We start from the raw sequence: 14,684 nt of genomic DNA, 5'->3' as shown, positions 1-14,684 counted from the left end.
GACGTGCCGTCCCGGAACACGCTGATCGCGGTCTGGCGGGAGTGGTTCGGTTCGGACGGCGCGCGTCAGCGTTACGTCCGTACGGCGGAGACTGCCCAAACCGGGCACCGGGTGGTGGTCCACCGGCCGGGCCAGGTCGTCGCGCTGGACAGTACGCCATTGCCGGTCAAGGTCCGCGAGTCGGTGTTCGGCGAGCCGGTCTCGGTGATGCTGTCGCTCGCGCTGGATCTCTACACGCACTCGCTGGTCGCGTTCCGCCTGACGCTGGTATCCGACACCTCGGTGGACATCGCGATGCTGCTGCGGGATGTCATGCTGCCGTTGCCCATGCGCGAGGGTTGGGGCGAGGAGATGGAGTGGCCCTATCCAGGTGTTCCGGCCTCGGTCGTCACCGAGTTCGCCGGCCACCGGGTCGCCGCGCTTCCGTTCTTCGCGCCGGAGACGGTGACCACCGACCACGGCGGTCCTTACAAGAGTCACCACCTCGTGGACGCCCAGGAGGTCCTGGGCTGCAACATCCTGCCCGCCCGCGTTCTGCGGGCCACGGACAAGTTCGCCGTCGAGCGGGCGTTCTCCTCGGTCAAGACCCTGCTGTTGGAGCACCTGCTGGGCTTCACCGGCGCCGACGTCGCCGACCGCGGCGCCGATCCGGAGGCGGACGCGCTGCTGACGATGTCGCAGATGGAGCACGTGATCGCGACGTGGATTGTCCGGGTCTGGCAAAACCGGGTTCTGGGCGAGTACGCGCCGGCCTGGGGTCCGGGCGAGGAGCACAGTCCGAACTCGCTGTTCGCGGCGGCGGCCCTGCAGGGCGGACTCGATCTTGAGATCCCCGCTCCCGAGCTCTACTACCAGCTCCTGCGCGGCCATCACGTCAAGATCCACCAGGGTCGCGGGGTGAAGATCCTCGGACTCTGGTATCACGACCCGCTACTGGACGAGGACCGCTTCCGGGGGCCGTCGTCACGCGGCGGCCGGAAGAAGGGCCTGTGGCTGGTCCGTTCCGACCGGCGCGACCGCCGGGCCGTGTTCTTCGAGGATCCTGATGAGCCGGGCCACTGGCACGTCCTGCGCTGGACCGGGCTGCCGCCCCAAGGCGAGGTCCCGGCGTTCTCCGACGCGACTGCTCAGGCGTTGCTGGCCGAGGTCCGTGCTCTGGGCCTGGCGCCGCGTTCCGACGCCGACTTGCTGCCCACCCTGCTGAAGATCCTCGGCTCGGCGATCCCGGTCGCCCAGTGGCCCTCGCAGATGACCAAGCGTGAGAAGGCCGGCCGCTCACGCCGCACCGCTCAGGCGGCAGCGGCGGCGGCCGATCGGCCCGCACCTGAGCCTGGTGATCCGGAGGGTCTTCCGGTGGCCCGGGTGATGCCCTGGCCCGCCGAGGCGTCGGCAGTCGAACGCGCCGTCGACGTGGAGCGCCGTCGATGCCGGGAGGAGAACGTCGCCCCCGCTCCTTCACTGCCTCCGCGGCTGGGTGACAGCGTGCGACGGCGGAACCTGTTCGCTCTGCCGGACGACGACAGTGAGGCCAGGGAGAGCTCATGACCGACCCCGGGCAGCCGCATCCCCTCAGCGCGATCCTCAGCGGCAAGCCGCCCCGGCGCGACACCTTCGACGGCTGACAGCACTACCGGGCCAACCGCCGGGCGTTCGTTCCCGCGCCGGCGCTGACGCTGGACCAGTGGCGGGCCCTGAGTCCCCGCGGGCGCGCTCTGCACGATCTTCACCGGACGGCGACGCATGTCAACCTGCCCCTGCAGGAGACCCCGATGGCGTTGAAGGTCTCCCGGCTCCTATCCCGGCGGGTCTTCGGAAACGCCCTGCAGCGGACCGCGGCCACCTGGCCGGGGGTGATCGTCGGAGGATGGGGCTACCAGGGCAAGACGGAGACGGTCTGCGAGGTTGTCGCGGACTTCGAGGACACCTGGCTCGAGATGAACAACTTCGTCAACCCTCACCTCCCGCGGGGCGCCCGGGCCCTGCACGCCCCAGTCGCCTACGTTCAGACGCCCGTGACCGCGACGCCGAAGAGCACCTGCGAGGCGATCCTCAGCTTCTTCGGGGCGACCACCAAGGGGCTGACCCTGCCCCAGCTGGTCCGTCAGGTCGCCGGAGCATTGGACGACCACGGTGTCCTGGTCCTGATCCTGGACGACATCACCCGGCTGCGATTGCACCGCGCCGACGACCAGGACACCCTCGACCTGATTCGGGCGTTCATGAGCATGAACGTCACCCTGGTCCTGGTCGGCGTCGACATCGTGGGATCCGGCCTCCTGCGACGGGCTTGCTGGGACCAACGTGGCCGGCAGTGGGTGATGCCGGCCACGGCGGGCAACAGGATCCACGGCTTGGAGGTCACCCAGACCGAGCGGCGCTTCGACTTCGTCGACCTGGACCGCTTCCAGTACAGCACCCCCGCCCAGATCCAGGCGTTCGGCGACCACCCGACATACGGTTCGACGGGCCCCGCCGCCTACGCATACCCGGCGGAGGTGGGCAACCCGCCTTCACCGTCCGCCTCCACCAGTCACCCCGCGCCCTGACCAAGCTCACCAACGACGGCCGCGCCGTCATCACCAGCCTCACCGTGGCCCGCGAAGGACACCGCTGGCACGCCTCAGTCCTCGCCCGCATCACGCAAGAACTCCCGCAGCAGCCCACCCGCCGCCAGCGCGCCGCGGGCCGGGTCGGCGTAGACCTCGGCGTCAAAGCCGCCCTGGTCCTGTCCGACCCCCTCACCCTCCACCGCGGCGCGCCGCCCGTCCTCACCGTGGACAACCCCCGCCTGCTGGAGAACACTGCCCGCAAACTCGCTCGGGCCCAGCGGATCATGTCCCGCCGCTACGTCAAGGGCGCCACCCAGCAGTCCCAGGGCTACCTCGAAGCCAAAGCGAAGGTGGCCAAGCTGCACGCCCAGCTGGCCGCCCGCCGCTCCACCGCCCAGCACCTGATCACCAAGCGACTCGTCCAGCAGTACGCCGAGATCGCCCTGGAGACCCTGAACACCAAGGGCATGACCAGCTCAGCGAAGGGCACTGCGGCCAAGCCGGGTAAGAACGTCCGTCAAAAAGCAGGCCTCAACCGGGCCATACTCGACGTCGGGTTCGCCGAGATCAACCGTCAGATCGAGTACAAGGCCCGCTGGCACGCCGTCACCGTCGCCCGCGTCCCCACGTTCTTCCGGTCCTCCAAGACCTGCCACCAGTGCGGATGGAGCGATACCGCCCAGACCCTGGCCGACCGAACGTTCCACTGCCAGGCCTGCGGTATGATCATGGACAGGGATGCTAACGCGGCCTACAACATCAAAAACCACGCTGTAACCCGACAGGCCTGATGGCCTGTCCAGTCCCCTGGAAAAGGGGCTGTAACGCCCGTGGACTGCACGTAAGACCCCGACACCCGCAAGGGCACCAGGGCAAGCAGAACGAAGCGGGAAGACCCTCTGGGTCACCCTGGCAGAGCAATCCGCCAGCTGTCCTCACATCTCCATAATGCGCGCGTATGCGAACAATGACCGAATCTCGCAAGATACCCAAAACACGGCCCACACCTAGCTAGACCAGCAGGTCAAGAAGGGTCCGGCCCGTGTGCGCGAGGACGGTCCCGTCGAGGAGGGCGAGCCCTGCGTGCTGGTCCAGTCCGGCCCGTGTGCGCGAGGACGGTCCCACCGTGCGGCCGGAAACCGTGGCGCACGAGAAGTCCGGCCCGTGTGCGCGAGGACGGTCCCCAGGTATCCCTCTTCGTCAGGCCGCTGTGGCAGTCCGGCCCGTGTGCGCGAGGACGGTCCCGGGTGGACCTCCATTACCGACTCGCTGCGGGCGTCCGGCCCGTGTGCGCGAGGACGGTCCCAACCCGAGCTGCTCCGTCTCGCTTGCACCCCTGGACGTCGCGGTTCCCGCCGCAAGCGGCCCGACGCTGGCCGCGCGGGTCGCCACCGGAGCGGTCGCGCTGATCGTGGCCGCGCAGGACGGGGGCGCCTGATGGCCGTCGTGGCGCTGGCCGGCGGGTTGGGCGCGCCGGGGGTGACGACGTCGGCGATGGCGTTGCTGCTGGCGTGGGAGATGCCCGCGGGGCATCGGGTGCTGCTGGCCGAGGCCGACCCGGACGGCGGCTCCGTCCTTCCCGGCGCGCTCCAGGGGACGCTGGACAACGCGCGGGGGTTGCGGAACCTGGCGGTGGCCAGTCGTCAGGGGCAGCTGACCGATGCTTTTTGGCGCCAGTTGGTCGACATTACCGACGTCGGTAGTCGTGACCGGCTGCTGCTGCCGGGGCTGTATGACCCGGCGCACGCGTCGGCGATGGAGCCGGTATGGCGCCCACTCGCCCGCTTGTTCGTCGGGATCGAGGAGCACGGGCACGACGTGATCGTGGACCTCGGCCGTCGCGGCGCGTTCGGCCCCTCCGCCGTGCTGGCCCAGAAGGCCGACGTCGTGCTGATCGTGGCCCGCGGCACCCTGCGGTCGTTGCAGAGCGCGCAGGTGCGGGTGGAGGCACTGCGCGAGGCGGTGGGCGGGACGACGGAGTTGGCCGTGCTGCTGGTCGACGACGGCCCGTTCTCCAAAGAGGAAGTCCGCAAGCACCTGGGGATTCCGGTCGTCGCGGTGCTGCCGTGCCGGCCGAAGGAGGCCGCGGTGCTCTCTGACGGTGCGCCGCCGCCGCGGCGGTTCGAGTCTGGGGAGTTGATGCGCTCCGCTCGGTCGGCCGCTGTACGGATTCAGGAGCTGGTGGCGATCCGTCGGTCCCGGCTGGCCCTGCCCCACTCCGGTCCCGGCTCCGCGGCGGTGACCGGTGCGCGCTAACCCCCTGCACAACAGCCCCCAGGTCCCGGCGAACTCCCTGCACGCTCGTCTCGCCGACCCCCGCACCTCCCCGGCCCCTGTCCCCGTGGTTCCCGAGGGGCGCCGCGGGGTGGCGCCGGTCAATCCGTGGACCGCCCTGCCCAGCACCCCCACCGCCGACGTCGAGCCGACACCGGCACCGGCGCCGGTCGTCGACTACGGAGCCGTTCGGCTGATCAAGAAGGAAGTCGGGGAGCGGCTGACGGCCCTGCTGCGGGCACGGCCGGGGATGAGCGAGGCCGCGCAAGAGCAGCAGGGCCGCCACCTGATCAACGCGCAGGTCGCGGTGTGGTCGGATGCCGAGGCCGTCAAGCGCGGTCGCGCGACGTCGGCCGCCGAGGACGCAGCGATCGCTCAGGCCGTGTTCGACCTCCAGTTTCGGGCTGGCCGGCTCCAGGCGCACTTGGACAACGGTGCGGTGGAGAACATCTTCATCAACGGGTTCGCCGACGTGTGGTTGGACTTCACCGATGGACGTCGGGTGGCGGTGGCGCCGGTCGCGGACTCTGACGAGGAGCTGCGCGAGTTGCTGCGGGATCTTGCGCGGCGCACGACCGGTCAGAGCGAGCGGAGCTTGTCGACGGCCGACCCGTTCCTCGCGTTGCGGCTGGCCGACGGGTCGCGCCTCCAGGCGGTCACCGACGTCACGCCGGGCACGTACGTGACGATCCGCCGGCACAGCATGCGTCATGCCGACCTCCCCGAGCTGGTCGGCCGCGGCATGCTCGACACCACCCTCGAACAGTTCCTGCGGGCGTGCGTCCTCGCGGAGAGGAACGTGATGATCGTGGGCGGGCAGGCCGCGGGCAAAACGACCCTGCTCCGGGCGCTGCTGAGGGAGATCGATCCCGATGAGCGGTTCGCGACGCTGGAGACCGAGCACGAGCTTTTCGCGCACGAGAACGGCTACCACCGCCAGGTCGTCCCGATGGAAGCCCGCGAATCCAACGGCGAGATCGTCGCCGGGACGGCGGCCGGTGAGATCACGCTCATGGACCTGATGTACCGGGCGCTGCGCATGACGCTGACCCGGATCGTGGTCGGTGAAGTGCGCGGCCCGGAAATCGTCGCGATGCTCCAGGCCTTGACGAACGGCGCGGGCGGGAACCTGTGCACGCTGCACGCCAGCAGCCCGGGCGTGGTGTTCGACCGGATCGCCGAGCTGTACTTGTTGGCGCAGGCCAACATGTCGGAGTCGCTGGCCTACCGGCAGGCCGCCAACGGGCTGCACTTCATCGTGTTCGTGTCCTCGATCGATGAGACGCGGATCGGCGGTCACCGGCACCGGTTCGTCTCCCACGTCCTTGAGGTCACCGGTATCGGCGAAGGCGGGCGCCCCGACACGAACCTGATCTTCGGGCCACGGCCCGAGTGGGGCGAGTACCGGGCGGTGCCGCTGATGCACCCGCGGTGCATCCCCGCGCTGCGCCGGGCCGGGTTCGACGCCAACCTGCTCAACGACCCGACCGGGACGTGGGGCGCTCCCCTGCCTCTCCTGGTGCAGGAGGCAGCGCTATGACGATCTTGTTGTGGGTGCTGGCCGGGCTGGCCGTCGCGGGCGGTCTGGTCGCGCTCGTGGCCGGAGTGGTCGGCACGACGGCGCCCAAGGGGCCGTCCATCGCGGCCCGCATGCGGGCGGGTCGGCAGTTGGCGACCCGGGACGAGCGGATGATCCGCCGCACCCGCCTGATCGGCGGCGCCCTGGCGGGAGTCCTGTTGTGGCTGGTCAGCGGGGTGTTCATCGCGGGGGTGATGGTGTTCTTGGCGGTCATCGGGGTGCCGTGGCTGTTGTCGCCGACGAAGTCCGCAACCGCCCGGATCGCCCGCCTGGAGGCCCTCGGCGACTGGACCCAGCGCCTGGCCAACACCCTGCGTCTCGGGCGAGGCCTCGATGAGGCGCTCCAGGTATCGCGCCGGGGATGCCCCGAGGCCCTCGCCGACGACGTCAGCGACTTGGTGGACCGGTTGAAGGTCGGGTGGCGGCCCGCGGATGCGTTGCGGGAGTTCGGCGACGCCCTCGGCGACGTGACGGCGGACAAGGTCGTCGCCGCGCTGGTGTTGTCGGCCGCCGACCGCGGGCCGGGCCTGGCCCAGGCCCTGGAAGACCTCGCGGAGTCCGTCCACGAGGAAGTCGCGCGGCGCAGGTCGATCGAGGCGGACCGGGCGAAGCCGCGCACGACCATGCGGTGGATGACGATCATCACCCTGGGAGTGATCGGCGCCGGGTTCCTGGTCCCCTCCTACACCGCCCCGTACGGGACGCTGATCGGCCAACTCGTACTCGCGGTGCTGCTGGCCGGGTTCGTCGGTGTCCTCGCCCTGATGCGGCAGATCGCCGACGTCAAGCCCGTCCCCCGGTTTCTGATCGCCGATCCTCGCAGCGCCGTCACCCCCACCACCCCTACCGCCGACGTCGAGTCTCCCGTGGAGGTGAGCGCGCGATGATGCCCGTGGCCGCGATCTTGTCCGGCGCAGCGATCGGTGCCGGTGGCGCCTTGCTCGTGCGCGAGGTCCTGCGCCCCGCGCCCGCCCTCGGTCCGGCCCTGCGCCGACTCAACAGCCCCGCCCCCGCCCCCGCCCCCGCGGTCGCGCCGTTGCCGCAGAGAGCGGATGCGGGCGCGGATCGGGATGAGCGGTGGGGGCGGTGGCTGCTGGAACACCTCGCCGACGTTCCCGGAGTCCGCATCCCCTACAAGGACCTCGCGCTCACCGGCGCCACCCCGGGCCGGTTCATCCTGACCAAGGTTGCGTTGGCCGGGGCCGGCTTGTTGTTGCCGCCGTTGTCCACGGTGCCGCTGCTCCTCCTCGGCGTGCCGCTGTACCTGCCCGCGATCGTGGGCATCCTCGCCGCGATCCTGTTGTGGTTCGCCCCGGACCTCGCGCTGCGGGACAAGGCGCGCCGGGCGCGGGCCGAGTTCGCGCACGCGATGGCCGCCTACCTCGATCTCGTGGCGCTGCGGCGTGCGGGGAACGTGTCGGCCGAGCAGGCGATGGAGCAGGCCGCGCAGGTGGGGCAGGGGTGGGCGTTCGGGCGGATCCAGGCCGCGCTGGCGCAGTCCCGGGTGGACAAGATCGCGCACTGGGAGTCGCTGGCCCGACTGACCGCGGAGTTGGATCTCCCGGTCATGGATGATCTTGCGGCGATCATGCGACAGTCCGCCGACGACGGCGCCTCCGTCTACACCACCCTGCGTTCCCGCGCCCGCAACCTGCGCACCGAGCTCCTCGCGCAGCAGGCCGCCGAGGCCAACGCCGACAGCGAGAAGATGACCGCGCCCGGCGCGCTGCTCGCTGTTCTCGTGATGCTGCTGATCGCGTTTCCCGCGGTCATTCGCATGCTCACCACCTAGACCCCAACCCACCCGAAGGAGCCGATCGTGAAGACCTACATTCGCCTGACCACCGCCCTGCGCGCTCACTGGGCCGAGATCGAGAAGCGGGCGTCCGAGGACCGCGGGGACATCTCCATCACCACCGTGATCATTTGGGTGGCCGCCGTCGCCGGCGCGCTCCTGATCGCCGGATCCATCGGCGTCCTGATCACCAAGTACAACGGCAAGCTCTCCGGCATCTGATCAGCCAGCACCCACAGCAGCACGCCACGAGGGAGGGAGGGCAGGGTGTCACCGAGAACGCGCAGAAGGCCGTTTGCCCGCCTGCTGGCAGCGGGACGCCGGAGGGCGGGCGGAGACCGGGGGGAGGCCTCGATTCAGATGGCGATCGTGTTCCCGTTCGTCATCTTGATGACCGTGGCGGTGGTCCAGGCCGCGATGTGGATGTATGCCCGCAACATCGCGCTGACCGCCGCCCGCGAAGGGGTCGCCGCGGCCCGCGTCTACCAGGCGCCCGACAGCGCGGGTACGGCCCGGGCGCGGGAGACGCTCCAGCGGATCGCGGGCGACAGCCTGACCGGTACGGGCGTCTCCTCCGGGGGGTCGGCCACCGAGGTCCGCATCATGGTCACCGGGAACGCGCCCTCCCTCATCCCCGGTATCTCGGGGTTGAGCGTGTCGCAGTCGGCCGGCGCTCCGCGGGAGAGGTGGACCACGCCGTGACCGGAACTGCCTGGCTACGGCGCCGGATCGAGGTGGCACGCAGCAGCGGGGACCGGGGTAGCGAGACGATCGCCGCCGCGATCGTGACCCCGCTCCTCCTGGTCCTGCTGTGTCTGGCGATCGCGGGCGGACGCATCGTCACGTCCGGCGCGAAAATCGACGCCGTCGCCGAGGACGCCGCCCGCGCCGCCTCCATCTCCCGCACCTACGACAGCGCCCAGGCCGAGGCCTCCGGCGCCGCCGCCCGGTCCCTGGCCGACCAGGGAATCCACTGCGCCTCGATCAGCACGAGCGTGGACACCTCTGGTCTAGCCGTGCCTGTTGGGCAGGTCGGCACCGTGACCGTCACCATCTCGTGCACCGTCGCTCTGTCCGACCTGATGTTGCCCGGGGTGCCGGGCACGAAGACGCTCACGAGTCGGTTCACGTCCGTGGTGGACGCCTACCGCTCCAGGGAGGGCTGACCAATGACCACACCGCCGCGGAAAGTTCTTCCTGGCGGGGATCGGGGCGGGATCGCCATCTACACGGCGATCGTGACCGTGGCCCTGCTGGCGATCATCGGGCTGGCCATCGACGGCGGCGGGAAGCTGCGCGCCACTGAGCGCGCGGACGCCGCCGCGATGGAAGCGGCCCGGGCGGCGGGGCAGGCCATCGACCCGGCCGCTGCCATCGCAGGCAGCCCGGTCCGCGCCGACCCCGCGGGCGCCCAGGCCGCCGCCCAGGCCTACCTAGCCCGCACCGGGACCCGGGGCAGCGCCACCCTCTCCGCCGACGGCACCGGCCTGACCGTCACCGTCCACGCCGAGTACCCCACCGTGTTCCTCGGGCTGGTCGGTATCGGGTCGATGGACGTCACCGGGCACGGCTCCGCGCACCTCCTCTACGGCACCACCCAGCCCCAGTAGCCCCGTTCACCACGCAGAAGGACGGCCGATGCCGACGAACCCCACCACCTCGATCCGGCCGCCACGGCGGGGCGGTGCGCAGACCGCCGCCGCGCTCGTGCGCGGTGTCCTCGCGCTGGCCGTGCTCCTCTCGTTGCTGGCCGGTCTGCCCGTGCTGCTGTGGTGGGCCACCGCCATCGTCGGCCCGCCCGGACTCGCCGCCGCATCCTCCCTCCTGTCCACCTCCGACTCGGGCCAGGTGTTCCTCCTGGTCCTGGCTGTGGCGGGGTGGGCGGGGTGGGCGTGCTTCGTGTGCGCGGCCCTGCTGGAAATCCCCGCGCAACTCAGGGGCCGCACCGCGCCCCAGATCCGGGGACTGGCCGGACAGCGGGCCGCCGCCGCGCTGGTGAGCGCCGTTCTGCTGGCCCTGCCCGCCGGAACCGCCCTCGCCGCGCCCGCCCCCGCCGCCGTGGGCGTCAGCGTGAGCGCCGCCCCCGTCCCCGGCGCCCCCGCCGCAGCGACCGCGGCCACACAGCAGACCGGCGCCCCGGGGGCGGCGATGAGCCACACCGTCCAGGACAGCCGGCCCGCCGAGAGCTTGTGGTCGATCGCCGAACAGCGTCTCGGCGACGGCGAACGGTGGGGCGATATCGCCGCCCTGAACGAGGGCCAGACCATGGTGGACGGGACCCGCTTCCACGCGGATCAGCCGATCCAGCCCGGGTGGATCCTGCACCTGCCCACCGACGCCCGCCCAGCCGGCCCCGGCACCGGAGCCGGCCCGGACCTGCCCGGCGCGGCCGGTGCGACGCACACCGTGCGCGAGGGCGAGAGCCTGTCGGAAATCGCCGCGGCTACCCTGGGCAGCGCCGACCGCTACCAGGAGATTTTCGACCTGAACCGGGGCCAGGCCCTGCCCGACGGCACCACGTTCACCGACCCCGACTTGATCCTTCCCGGGCAGCAACTCGCCCTCCCCCAGCCTGCGGCACCCGCCGTGCCGAGTCCCACTCCCCCCGCGCCACCCGTCCCGGCCGCACCGGCCGCTCCGGCCCCGACGGCGCCCGCCACACCGAACACACCGGCCGCGCCCGCGCCCGGCACACCGACACCGGCCGCTTCGGCGCCCTCGGCTCCGTCGACCGCACCGTCGACCGCAGCCCCGGCCCCGGTGTGCGACATCCCGTGAGTTCCCCTGAGGGTCTGTGAGCGTCGGGCCTGCTGGCCAGGGGGTTTACCCTTCGCTCTACAGTCGGGCGCCCAGTGAAGGAATTTCAGGATTTATGAAGTAGTCTCAGCTTTCACGATGGTTCCACTTTCTGGGTGAAGCTGAGGGGGCTCGGGTTGGCGCTGGCCGCTGTACGGGATCTGCGCGAGTTCCGGGCGCCAGCCTCGACCGAGGAGCTGGAAGCGTTCGAGACTGACGTGTTGGCCGGGTTCGTGCTGGCGCGGGCCTCGGCGGGGCTGGCGGACGGCACCATCCGCGGGGACGTCGGCAACCTGGAGCAGGTGCGGACGTGGTTCGGCCGTCCGCTGTGGGACATGGAGCCCGCCGACGCCGACGCATACTTCGGGCGGGTGATGAGGGGCTCGCCCAGCGGCACCCGGCTGGCCCGATCCCAGGCGCTGACGACGTACTTCGCGTTCCTGGAGTTGCGGCACAAAGTCGAGATCCACCAGCTGACAGGCCGGGTGGTGGACTGTCCGATCGACGAAATGAACCGCCCGCGCGGCTCGAAGGACGCGCAGTTGCGGATCCCGCCGACCTCGGGCGAGGTCGGCGGGCTGTTCGCCGGCTGGGCTGGGGAGTTGGCGACCTGCCGCAAGTTCGGCCCTACCGCCCGGAACTACACCGCCGCGAGGCTGATGGCAGGGGTGGGGCTGCGGGTGAACGAGGCGTGCCGACTGGACTTGGCGGACATCAAGTGGGACCTGGGCAGGTTCGGCAAGCTGCACGTCCGCTACGGCAAGGGCTCCCGGGGGTCGGGACCGCGCGAGCGGATGGTGCCGCTGATCAACGATGTCGGGCGGACCCTGCGGTGGTTCATCGAGGACGTGTGGGGCCAGTTCGACGACGACCACACCCGGCCGGGCGCCCCGCTGTTCCCCTCCGAGCGCAAGAACGCCGACGGCTCCTCGCGCCAGGTCGGCGACGATGCCCTCCGGACCGGCCTGAAGGAGGCCGCGAAGGCCCATCTACCGGGCTGGGCAGAGAAGTTGACACCACATGTGCTGCGGCACTTCTGCGCGTCGGAGCTCTATCTGAACGGCATGGACTTGATCGCGATCCAGGAGGTATTGGGACATTCCTGGATCGCGACGACGATGCGATACGTCCACGTGCACGGCACGCGGGTCGAGGACGCCTGGGCCGCCGGGCAGGAACGGGCCGCACAGCGGCTGGGAGGACTGGTTCGATGAAGTGGAACCTGCGGCTGACGGCCGCGAGTAAGGGCATCTGGAAGGCGTCCGACCTGCAGCGGAGCCTGGCCGAGCACGGGCTGGTGATCTCGGCGGGCAAGATGTCCGGGCTGTGGTCCGGACAGCCGATCTCCCTCAAGCTCGACGACCTCGACGTCATCTGCGTCGTTCTTGGGTGCGAGATCGGGGACCTACTGATCCCGCAGCCGGAAACGGTCGCCCGCCCCGGGCAGGAAACGGTCCAGCAGACGGCTGTCGGCTCGGGGACCACCGTGGTGCCCCGGCGGCACGACGGCCGTTCCCTTCCTCCGGTCTGACCGGCCGTCGTGCGAGCGAAGTCCTGCCCGCAGTGCTTTTCCTGGGGCCTGCTGTTCGGACCGCGCTGCGGCGCGTGCTCCTCCTTCGCGGCCAAGTGCGAGATCGGCCCGTGCGCCAGTTGCTCGGGCCGGCTGCCGCTGCGGAAGGGTCACTGCCGACTGTGCTGGGTCCAGGCGCGGGCCGAAGCGGCACCGACGCAGGCCAGGGCGGAGCTCTTCCTCCCCAAACTGCGGCACCACCAGCTGTTCTTCTCCGGCATGACGGCGCTCTGGGACCGTGGGCGCCGACCCCTGGCCGTCACGCATGAACGGCGAGGGCGCCCCCGCCGGCCCGACCCCGAGGCCTCCCGGCCTCCCGCGAGCGGCTGGTCCCAGGAAGCGTTGTTCGACGCCCGCCGGGACCTGACCCGCACCGGACTCCGGCAGGACGTTCGGCCACAAGGACCGTGGTTGGCCTGGGCCCGGCACGTTGCACACCAGCTCGGCGAGGCCCGGGGCTGGCCCCGGGCGACCCGCCTTGCCGTCGACGACGCCCTGGTCCTGATCCTGGTTCACTACGCCGATGGGGAGACGGTCCGGTACTCGGAGATCTTTCCGGTCCTGCGGCCGCGCGGGCTCAGCACCGTGCGCACCGTCGAGGTGCTCGACGCCATTGGCGTCTTCCTGGACGACCGTCCGTCAGCTTTCGAGCAGTGGTTGGAGCCCAAGCTCGACGGGCTCGCCGACGGCATCCGCCGTGACACGGCCCACTGGGCCCGAACCCTGCACAGCGGCGGACCGCGCTCCCAAGCCCGGGACACGACCACCGTCTGGGGCTACGTCAACCGGCTCCGGCCTGTGCTGTTGGAGTGGTCGAGCCGCTACGACCACCTACGCGAGGTCACCCGGGACGACGTGGTCGCCCACCTCGAAACCGTCCACGGCTCACAGCGCAGATCCACGCTGATCGCACTGCGGTCGCTGTTCGGACGGGCGAAGAAGAGCGGCACCGTCTTCAAGAACCCGACCAGCCGAATACCGGTCGGCCAGCAGGAGCTGGGGATCGTCCAGCCGCTGGTGTCCGAGCACGTCCAGAGTTCGGTCTCCGCAGCGAGCAGGCCGGACGACAGGCTGATCCTCGCTCTTGCAGCTGTCCATGCCGCCCGCACGGGTGCGATATGTCGACTCCAGCTCGATGACCTCGACATCGGCAACCGACGGTTGACCGTCGACGGCCGCGTCCGTCCCCTGGACGCGCTGACACTGCGGCTCGCCCTGGCCTGGTTGGAATATCGGGCTCGTCGCTGGCCCGATACCGCCAACCCGCACCTACTGGTCAACAAACAGACTGCTCTGGCGGCTGGCCCGATCAGCGGCAACTCCGCCGCGGCGGCACTACGCGGCCAGGCCGCCACCCTCGAAAAGCTCCGCGTCGACCGTCAGCTCGAAGAGGCCCTCGTCCACGGTCCCGACCCGCTCCACCTCGCCGAGGTCTTCGGCCTCGACGAGAAGACCGCCATCCGCTACGCGAACTCCGCCCGCCAACTCCTGGAGCAGTCAGCAGAAACCGGTACCGTGGCTTCACCACGAACCCACGGCTCCACCCCTGCACAGCACACCGACGGACCCTCGGGTTCCCGCTGAAGGCCCTTCAGTTTTCGTGAACTCACGGGGGGCACGGGGTCCAGCCAAGGTGAGCCCAAAAGGGGCAGTGGGATGATCTTGAATTTTTGATGGTCCGCTCAGCATTCGGGGTGCTACTTCCCCGGACGTGGAATGAGTGGCGTCGAAAGCCTTCCCTGATGAGCGAGCATGAGAAGGTCCGGGCCGAGAATCCGGCCACGATAGAGCAGATCGCCGCGGTGATGGCCGCGTTGGGCAGCGGATGTGATGCACGTGGCTGATGCCCACCAGCTGGCCCAGGTATATCTCCAGGCCGCTGTCGCCGAGGCCGCCCTGGGCGAGGTGGAGCAGGCTCGGCGACGGCTGGACGCGGTGATGGCACTGCGGGCTTATGACCTGCTGGCGATGGCCCGCACCGCTGCGGCCTTCGTCGACTCCATCACCCTGGTCGCCGGCAACGAGTTGTCAAGCCCCGGGTTTTGTGGAGACTGAGTTAGCTGGTTTTCTGGAGTGACGCTGGGGGTTCGGTCATGTAGTGGGCGGCTTCGTGTTCGGCGG

General features: G+C 70.6%; 16 protein-coding genes and 1 CRISPR repeat array. All 16 genes read left to right on the top strand.

The genetic code is table 11. The features are described 5' to 3' along the window. Positions 1 to 111: 111 nt before the first annotated feature. The 16 genes from ACIBEA_RS43320 to ACIBEA_RS43245 all read left to right on the top strand — a co-directional run bounded on the left by ACIBEA_RS43320 (position 112) and on the right by ACIBEA_RS43245 (position 14,618). Positions 112 to 1,545 (top strand): hypothetical protein, encoded by a 1,434-nt coding sequence (locus ACIBEA_RS43320; protein ID WP_399269867.1) that lies wholly within the window; start codon positions 112 to 114, stop codon positions 1,543 to 1,545. 224 nt (positions 1,546 to 1,769) lie between these two features. Next, the gene (locus tag ACIBEA_RS43315) at positions 1,770 to 2,546 is read left to right on the top strand and encodes an AAA family ATPase (RefSeq protein WP_399269865.1); all 777 of its coding nucleotides are present in this window, start codon (positions 1,770 to 1,772) and stop codon (positions 2,544 to 2,546) included. Then, positions 2,453 to 3,340 (top strand): RNA-guided endonuclease InsQ/TnpB family protein, encoded by an 888-nt coding sequence (locus tag ACIBEA_RS43310; RefSeq protein ID WP_399269871.1) that lies wholly within the window; start codon positions 2,453 to 2,455, stop codon positions 3,338 to 3,340. Before ACIBEA_RS43315 ends, ACIBEA_RS43310 begins: the two co-directional genes overlap by 94 nt. Before the next feature lie 242 nt (positions 3,341 to 3,582). After that, positions 3,583 to 3,855: a CRISPR direct-repeat array (repeat unit 29 nt; unit sequence GTCCGGCCCGTGTGCGCGAGGACGGTCCC). Positions 3,856 to 3,986: 131 nt separating this feature from the next. Beyond that, complete coding sequence (locus tag ACIBEA_RS43305; protein ID WP_399269863.1) at positions 3,987 to 4,805, top strand: hypothetical protein; 819 nt, start codon at positions 3,987 to 3,989, stop codon at positions 4,803 to 4,805. After that, a complete protein-coding gene (locus ACIBEA_RS43300) occupies positions 4,795 to 6,363 on the top strand; it encodes a CpaF family protein (RefSeq protein ID WP_399269861.1) in 1,569 nt (522 codons plus the stop codon). The genes ACIBEA_RS43305 and ACIBEA_RS43300 overlap by 11 nt, the downstream gene beginning before the upstream one ends. After that, positions 6,360 to 7,289, top strand: coding sequence for a type II secretion system F family protein (locus ACIBEA_RS43295; RefSeq protein ID WP_399269859.1), 930 nt, complete (start codon positions 6,360 to 6,362; stop codon positions 7,287 to 7,289). The genes ACIBEA_RS43300 and ACIBEA_RS43295 overlap by 4 nt, the downstream gene beginning before the upstream one ends. Next, entirely contained in the window at positions 7,286 to 8,194 is a 909-nt protein-coding gene (locus tag ACIBEA_RS43290) for a type II secretion system F family protein (RefSeq protein ID WP_399269857.1), read from the top strand. The genes ACIBEA_RS43295 and ACIBEA_RS43290 overlap by 4 nt, the downstream gene beginning before the upstream one ends. A gap of 27 nt (positions 8,195 to 8,221) precedes the next feature. After that, on the top strand, positions 8,222 to 8,419 hold the full coding sequence (locus tag ACIBEA_RS43285) for a hypothetical protein (protein WP_399269855.1): 198 nt from the start codon (positions 8,222 to 8,224) through the stop codon (positions 8,417 to 8,419). Between the two features lie 81 nt (positions 8,420 to 8,500). Continuing rightward, positions 8,501 to 8,899: a TadE/TadG family type IV pilus assembly protein gene (locus ACIBEA_RS43280; RefSeq protein WP_399269869.1), complete on the top strand. Its 399-nt coding sequence runs from the start codon at positions 8,501 to 8,503 to the stop codon at positions 8,897 to 8,899. After that, complete coding sequence (locus ACIBEA_RS43275; protein ID WP_399269853.1) at positions 8,896 to 9,363, top strand: TadE/TadG family type IV pilus assembly protein; 468 nt, start codon at positions 8,896 to 8,898, stop codon at positions 9,361 to 9,363. The genes ACIBEA_RS43280 and ACIBEA_RS43275 overlap by 4 nt, the downstream gene beginning before the upstream one ends. 3 nt (positions 9,364 to 9,366) lie before the next feature. Continuing rightward, entirely contained in the window at positions 9,367 to 9,807 is a 441-nt protein-coding gene (locus ACIBEA_RS43270; protein WP_399269851.1) for a pilus assembly protein TadG-related protein, read from the top strand. Positions 9,808 to 9,835: 28 nt separating this feature from the next. After that, positions 9,836 to 10,975 (top strand): LysM peptidoglycan-binding domain-containing protein, encoded by a 1,140-nt coding sequence (locus tag ACIBEA_RS43265; RefSeq protein ID WP_399269849.1) that lies wholly within the window; start codon positions 9,836 to 9,838, stop codon positions 10,973 to 10,975. A 134-nt stretch (positions 10,976 to 11,109) separates the two neighbouring features. Next, a complete protein-coding gene (locus ACIBEA_RS43260) occupies positions 11,110 to 12,207 on the top strand; it encodes a tyrosine-type recombinase/integrase (RefSeq protein ID WP_399269847.1) in 1,098 nt (365 codons plus the stop codon). Continuing rightward, on the top strand, positions 12,204 to 12,524 hold the full coding sequence (locus ACIBEA_RS43255; RefSeq protein WP_399269845.1) for a helix-turn-helix domain-containing protein: 321 nt from the start codon (positions 12,204 to 12,206) through the stop codon (positions 12,522 to 12,524). Before ACIBEA_RS43260 ends, ACIBEA_RS43255 begins: the two co-directional genes overlap by 4 nt. Positions 12,525 to 12,533: 9 nt before the next feature. Next, positions 12,534 to 14,147, top strand: a complete 1,614-nt coding sequence (locus tag ACIBEA_RS43250) for a hypothetical protein (protein WP_399269843.1) — start codon at positions 12,534 to 12,536, stop codon at positions 14,145 to 14,147. 252 nt (positions 14,148 to 14,399) lie between these two features. Next, entirely contained in the window at positions 14,400 to 14,618 is a 219-nt protein-coding gene (locus ACIBEA_RS43245) for a hypothetical protein (RefSeq protein WP_399269841.1), read from the top strand. Positions 14,619 to 14,684: the final 66 nt, after the last annotated feature.

This window comes from Streptomyces sp. NPDC051555 (genome assembly GCF_044454405.1).
Lineage (GTDB): Bacteria > Actinomycetota > Actinomycetes > Streptomycetales > Streptomycetaceae > Streptomyces.
Note: the sequence above shows the minus strand (reverse complement) of the source record. Positions and strands in the feature narration are given on the sequence as shown.

What these genes read in the sequence shown, in the direction of transcription:
- ACIBEA_RS43315 (WP_399269865.1), top strand. Translation starts at nt 1,770, where the DNA reads ATGGCGTTGAAGGTCTCCCGGCTCCTATCCCGGCGGGTCTTCGGAAAC.
- ACIBEA_RS43305 (WP_399269863.1), top strand. Translation starts at nt 3,987, where the DNA reads ATGGCCGTCGTGGCGCTGGCCGGCGGGTTGGGCGCGCCGGGGGTGACG.
- ACIBEA_RS43295 (WP_399269859.1), top strand. Translation starts at nt 6,360, where the DNA reads ATGACGATCTTGTTGTGGGTGCTGGCCGGGCTGGCCGTCGCGGGCGGT.
- ACIBEA_RS43290 (WP_399269857.1), top strand. Translation starts at nt 7,286, where the DNA reads ATGATGCCCGTGGCCGCGATCTTGTCCGGCGCAGCGATCGGTGCCGGT.
- ACIBEA_RS43270 (WP_399269851.1), top strand. Translation starts at nt 9,367, where the DNA reads ATGACCACACCGCCGCGGAAAGTTCTTCCTGGCGGGGATCGGGGCGGG.
- ACIBEA_RS43265 (WP_399269849.1), top strand. Translation starts at nt 9,836, where the DNA reads ATGCCGACGAACCCCACCACCTCGATCCGGCCGCCACGGCGGGGCGGT.
- ACIBEA_RS43255 (WP_399269845.1), top strand. Translation starts at nt 12,204, where the DNA reads ATGAAGTGGAACCTGCGGCTGACGGCCGCGAGTAAGGGCATCTGGAAG.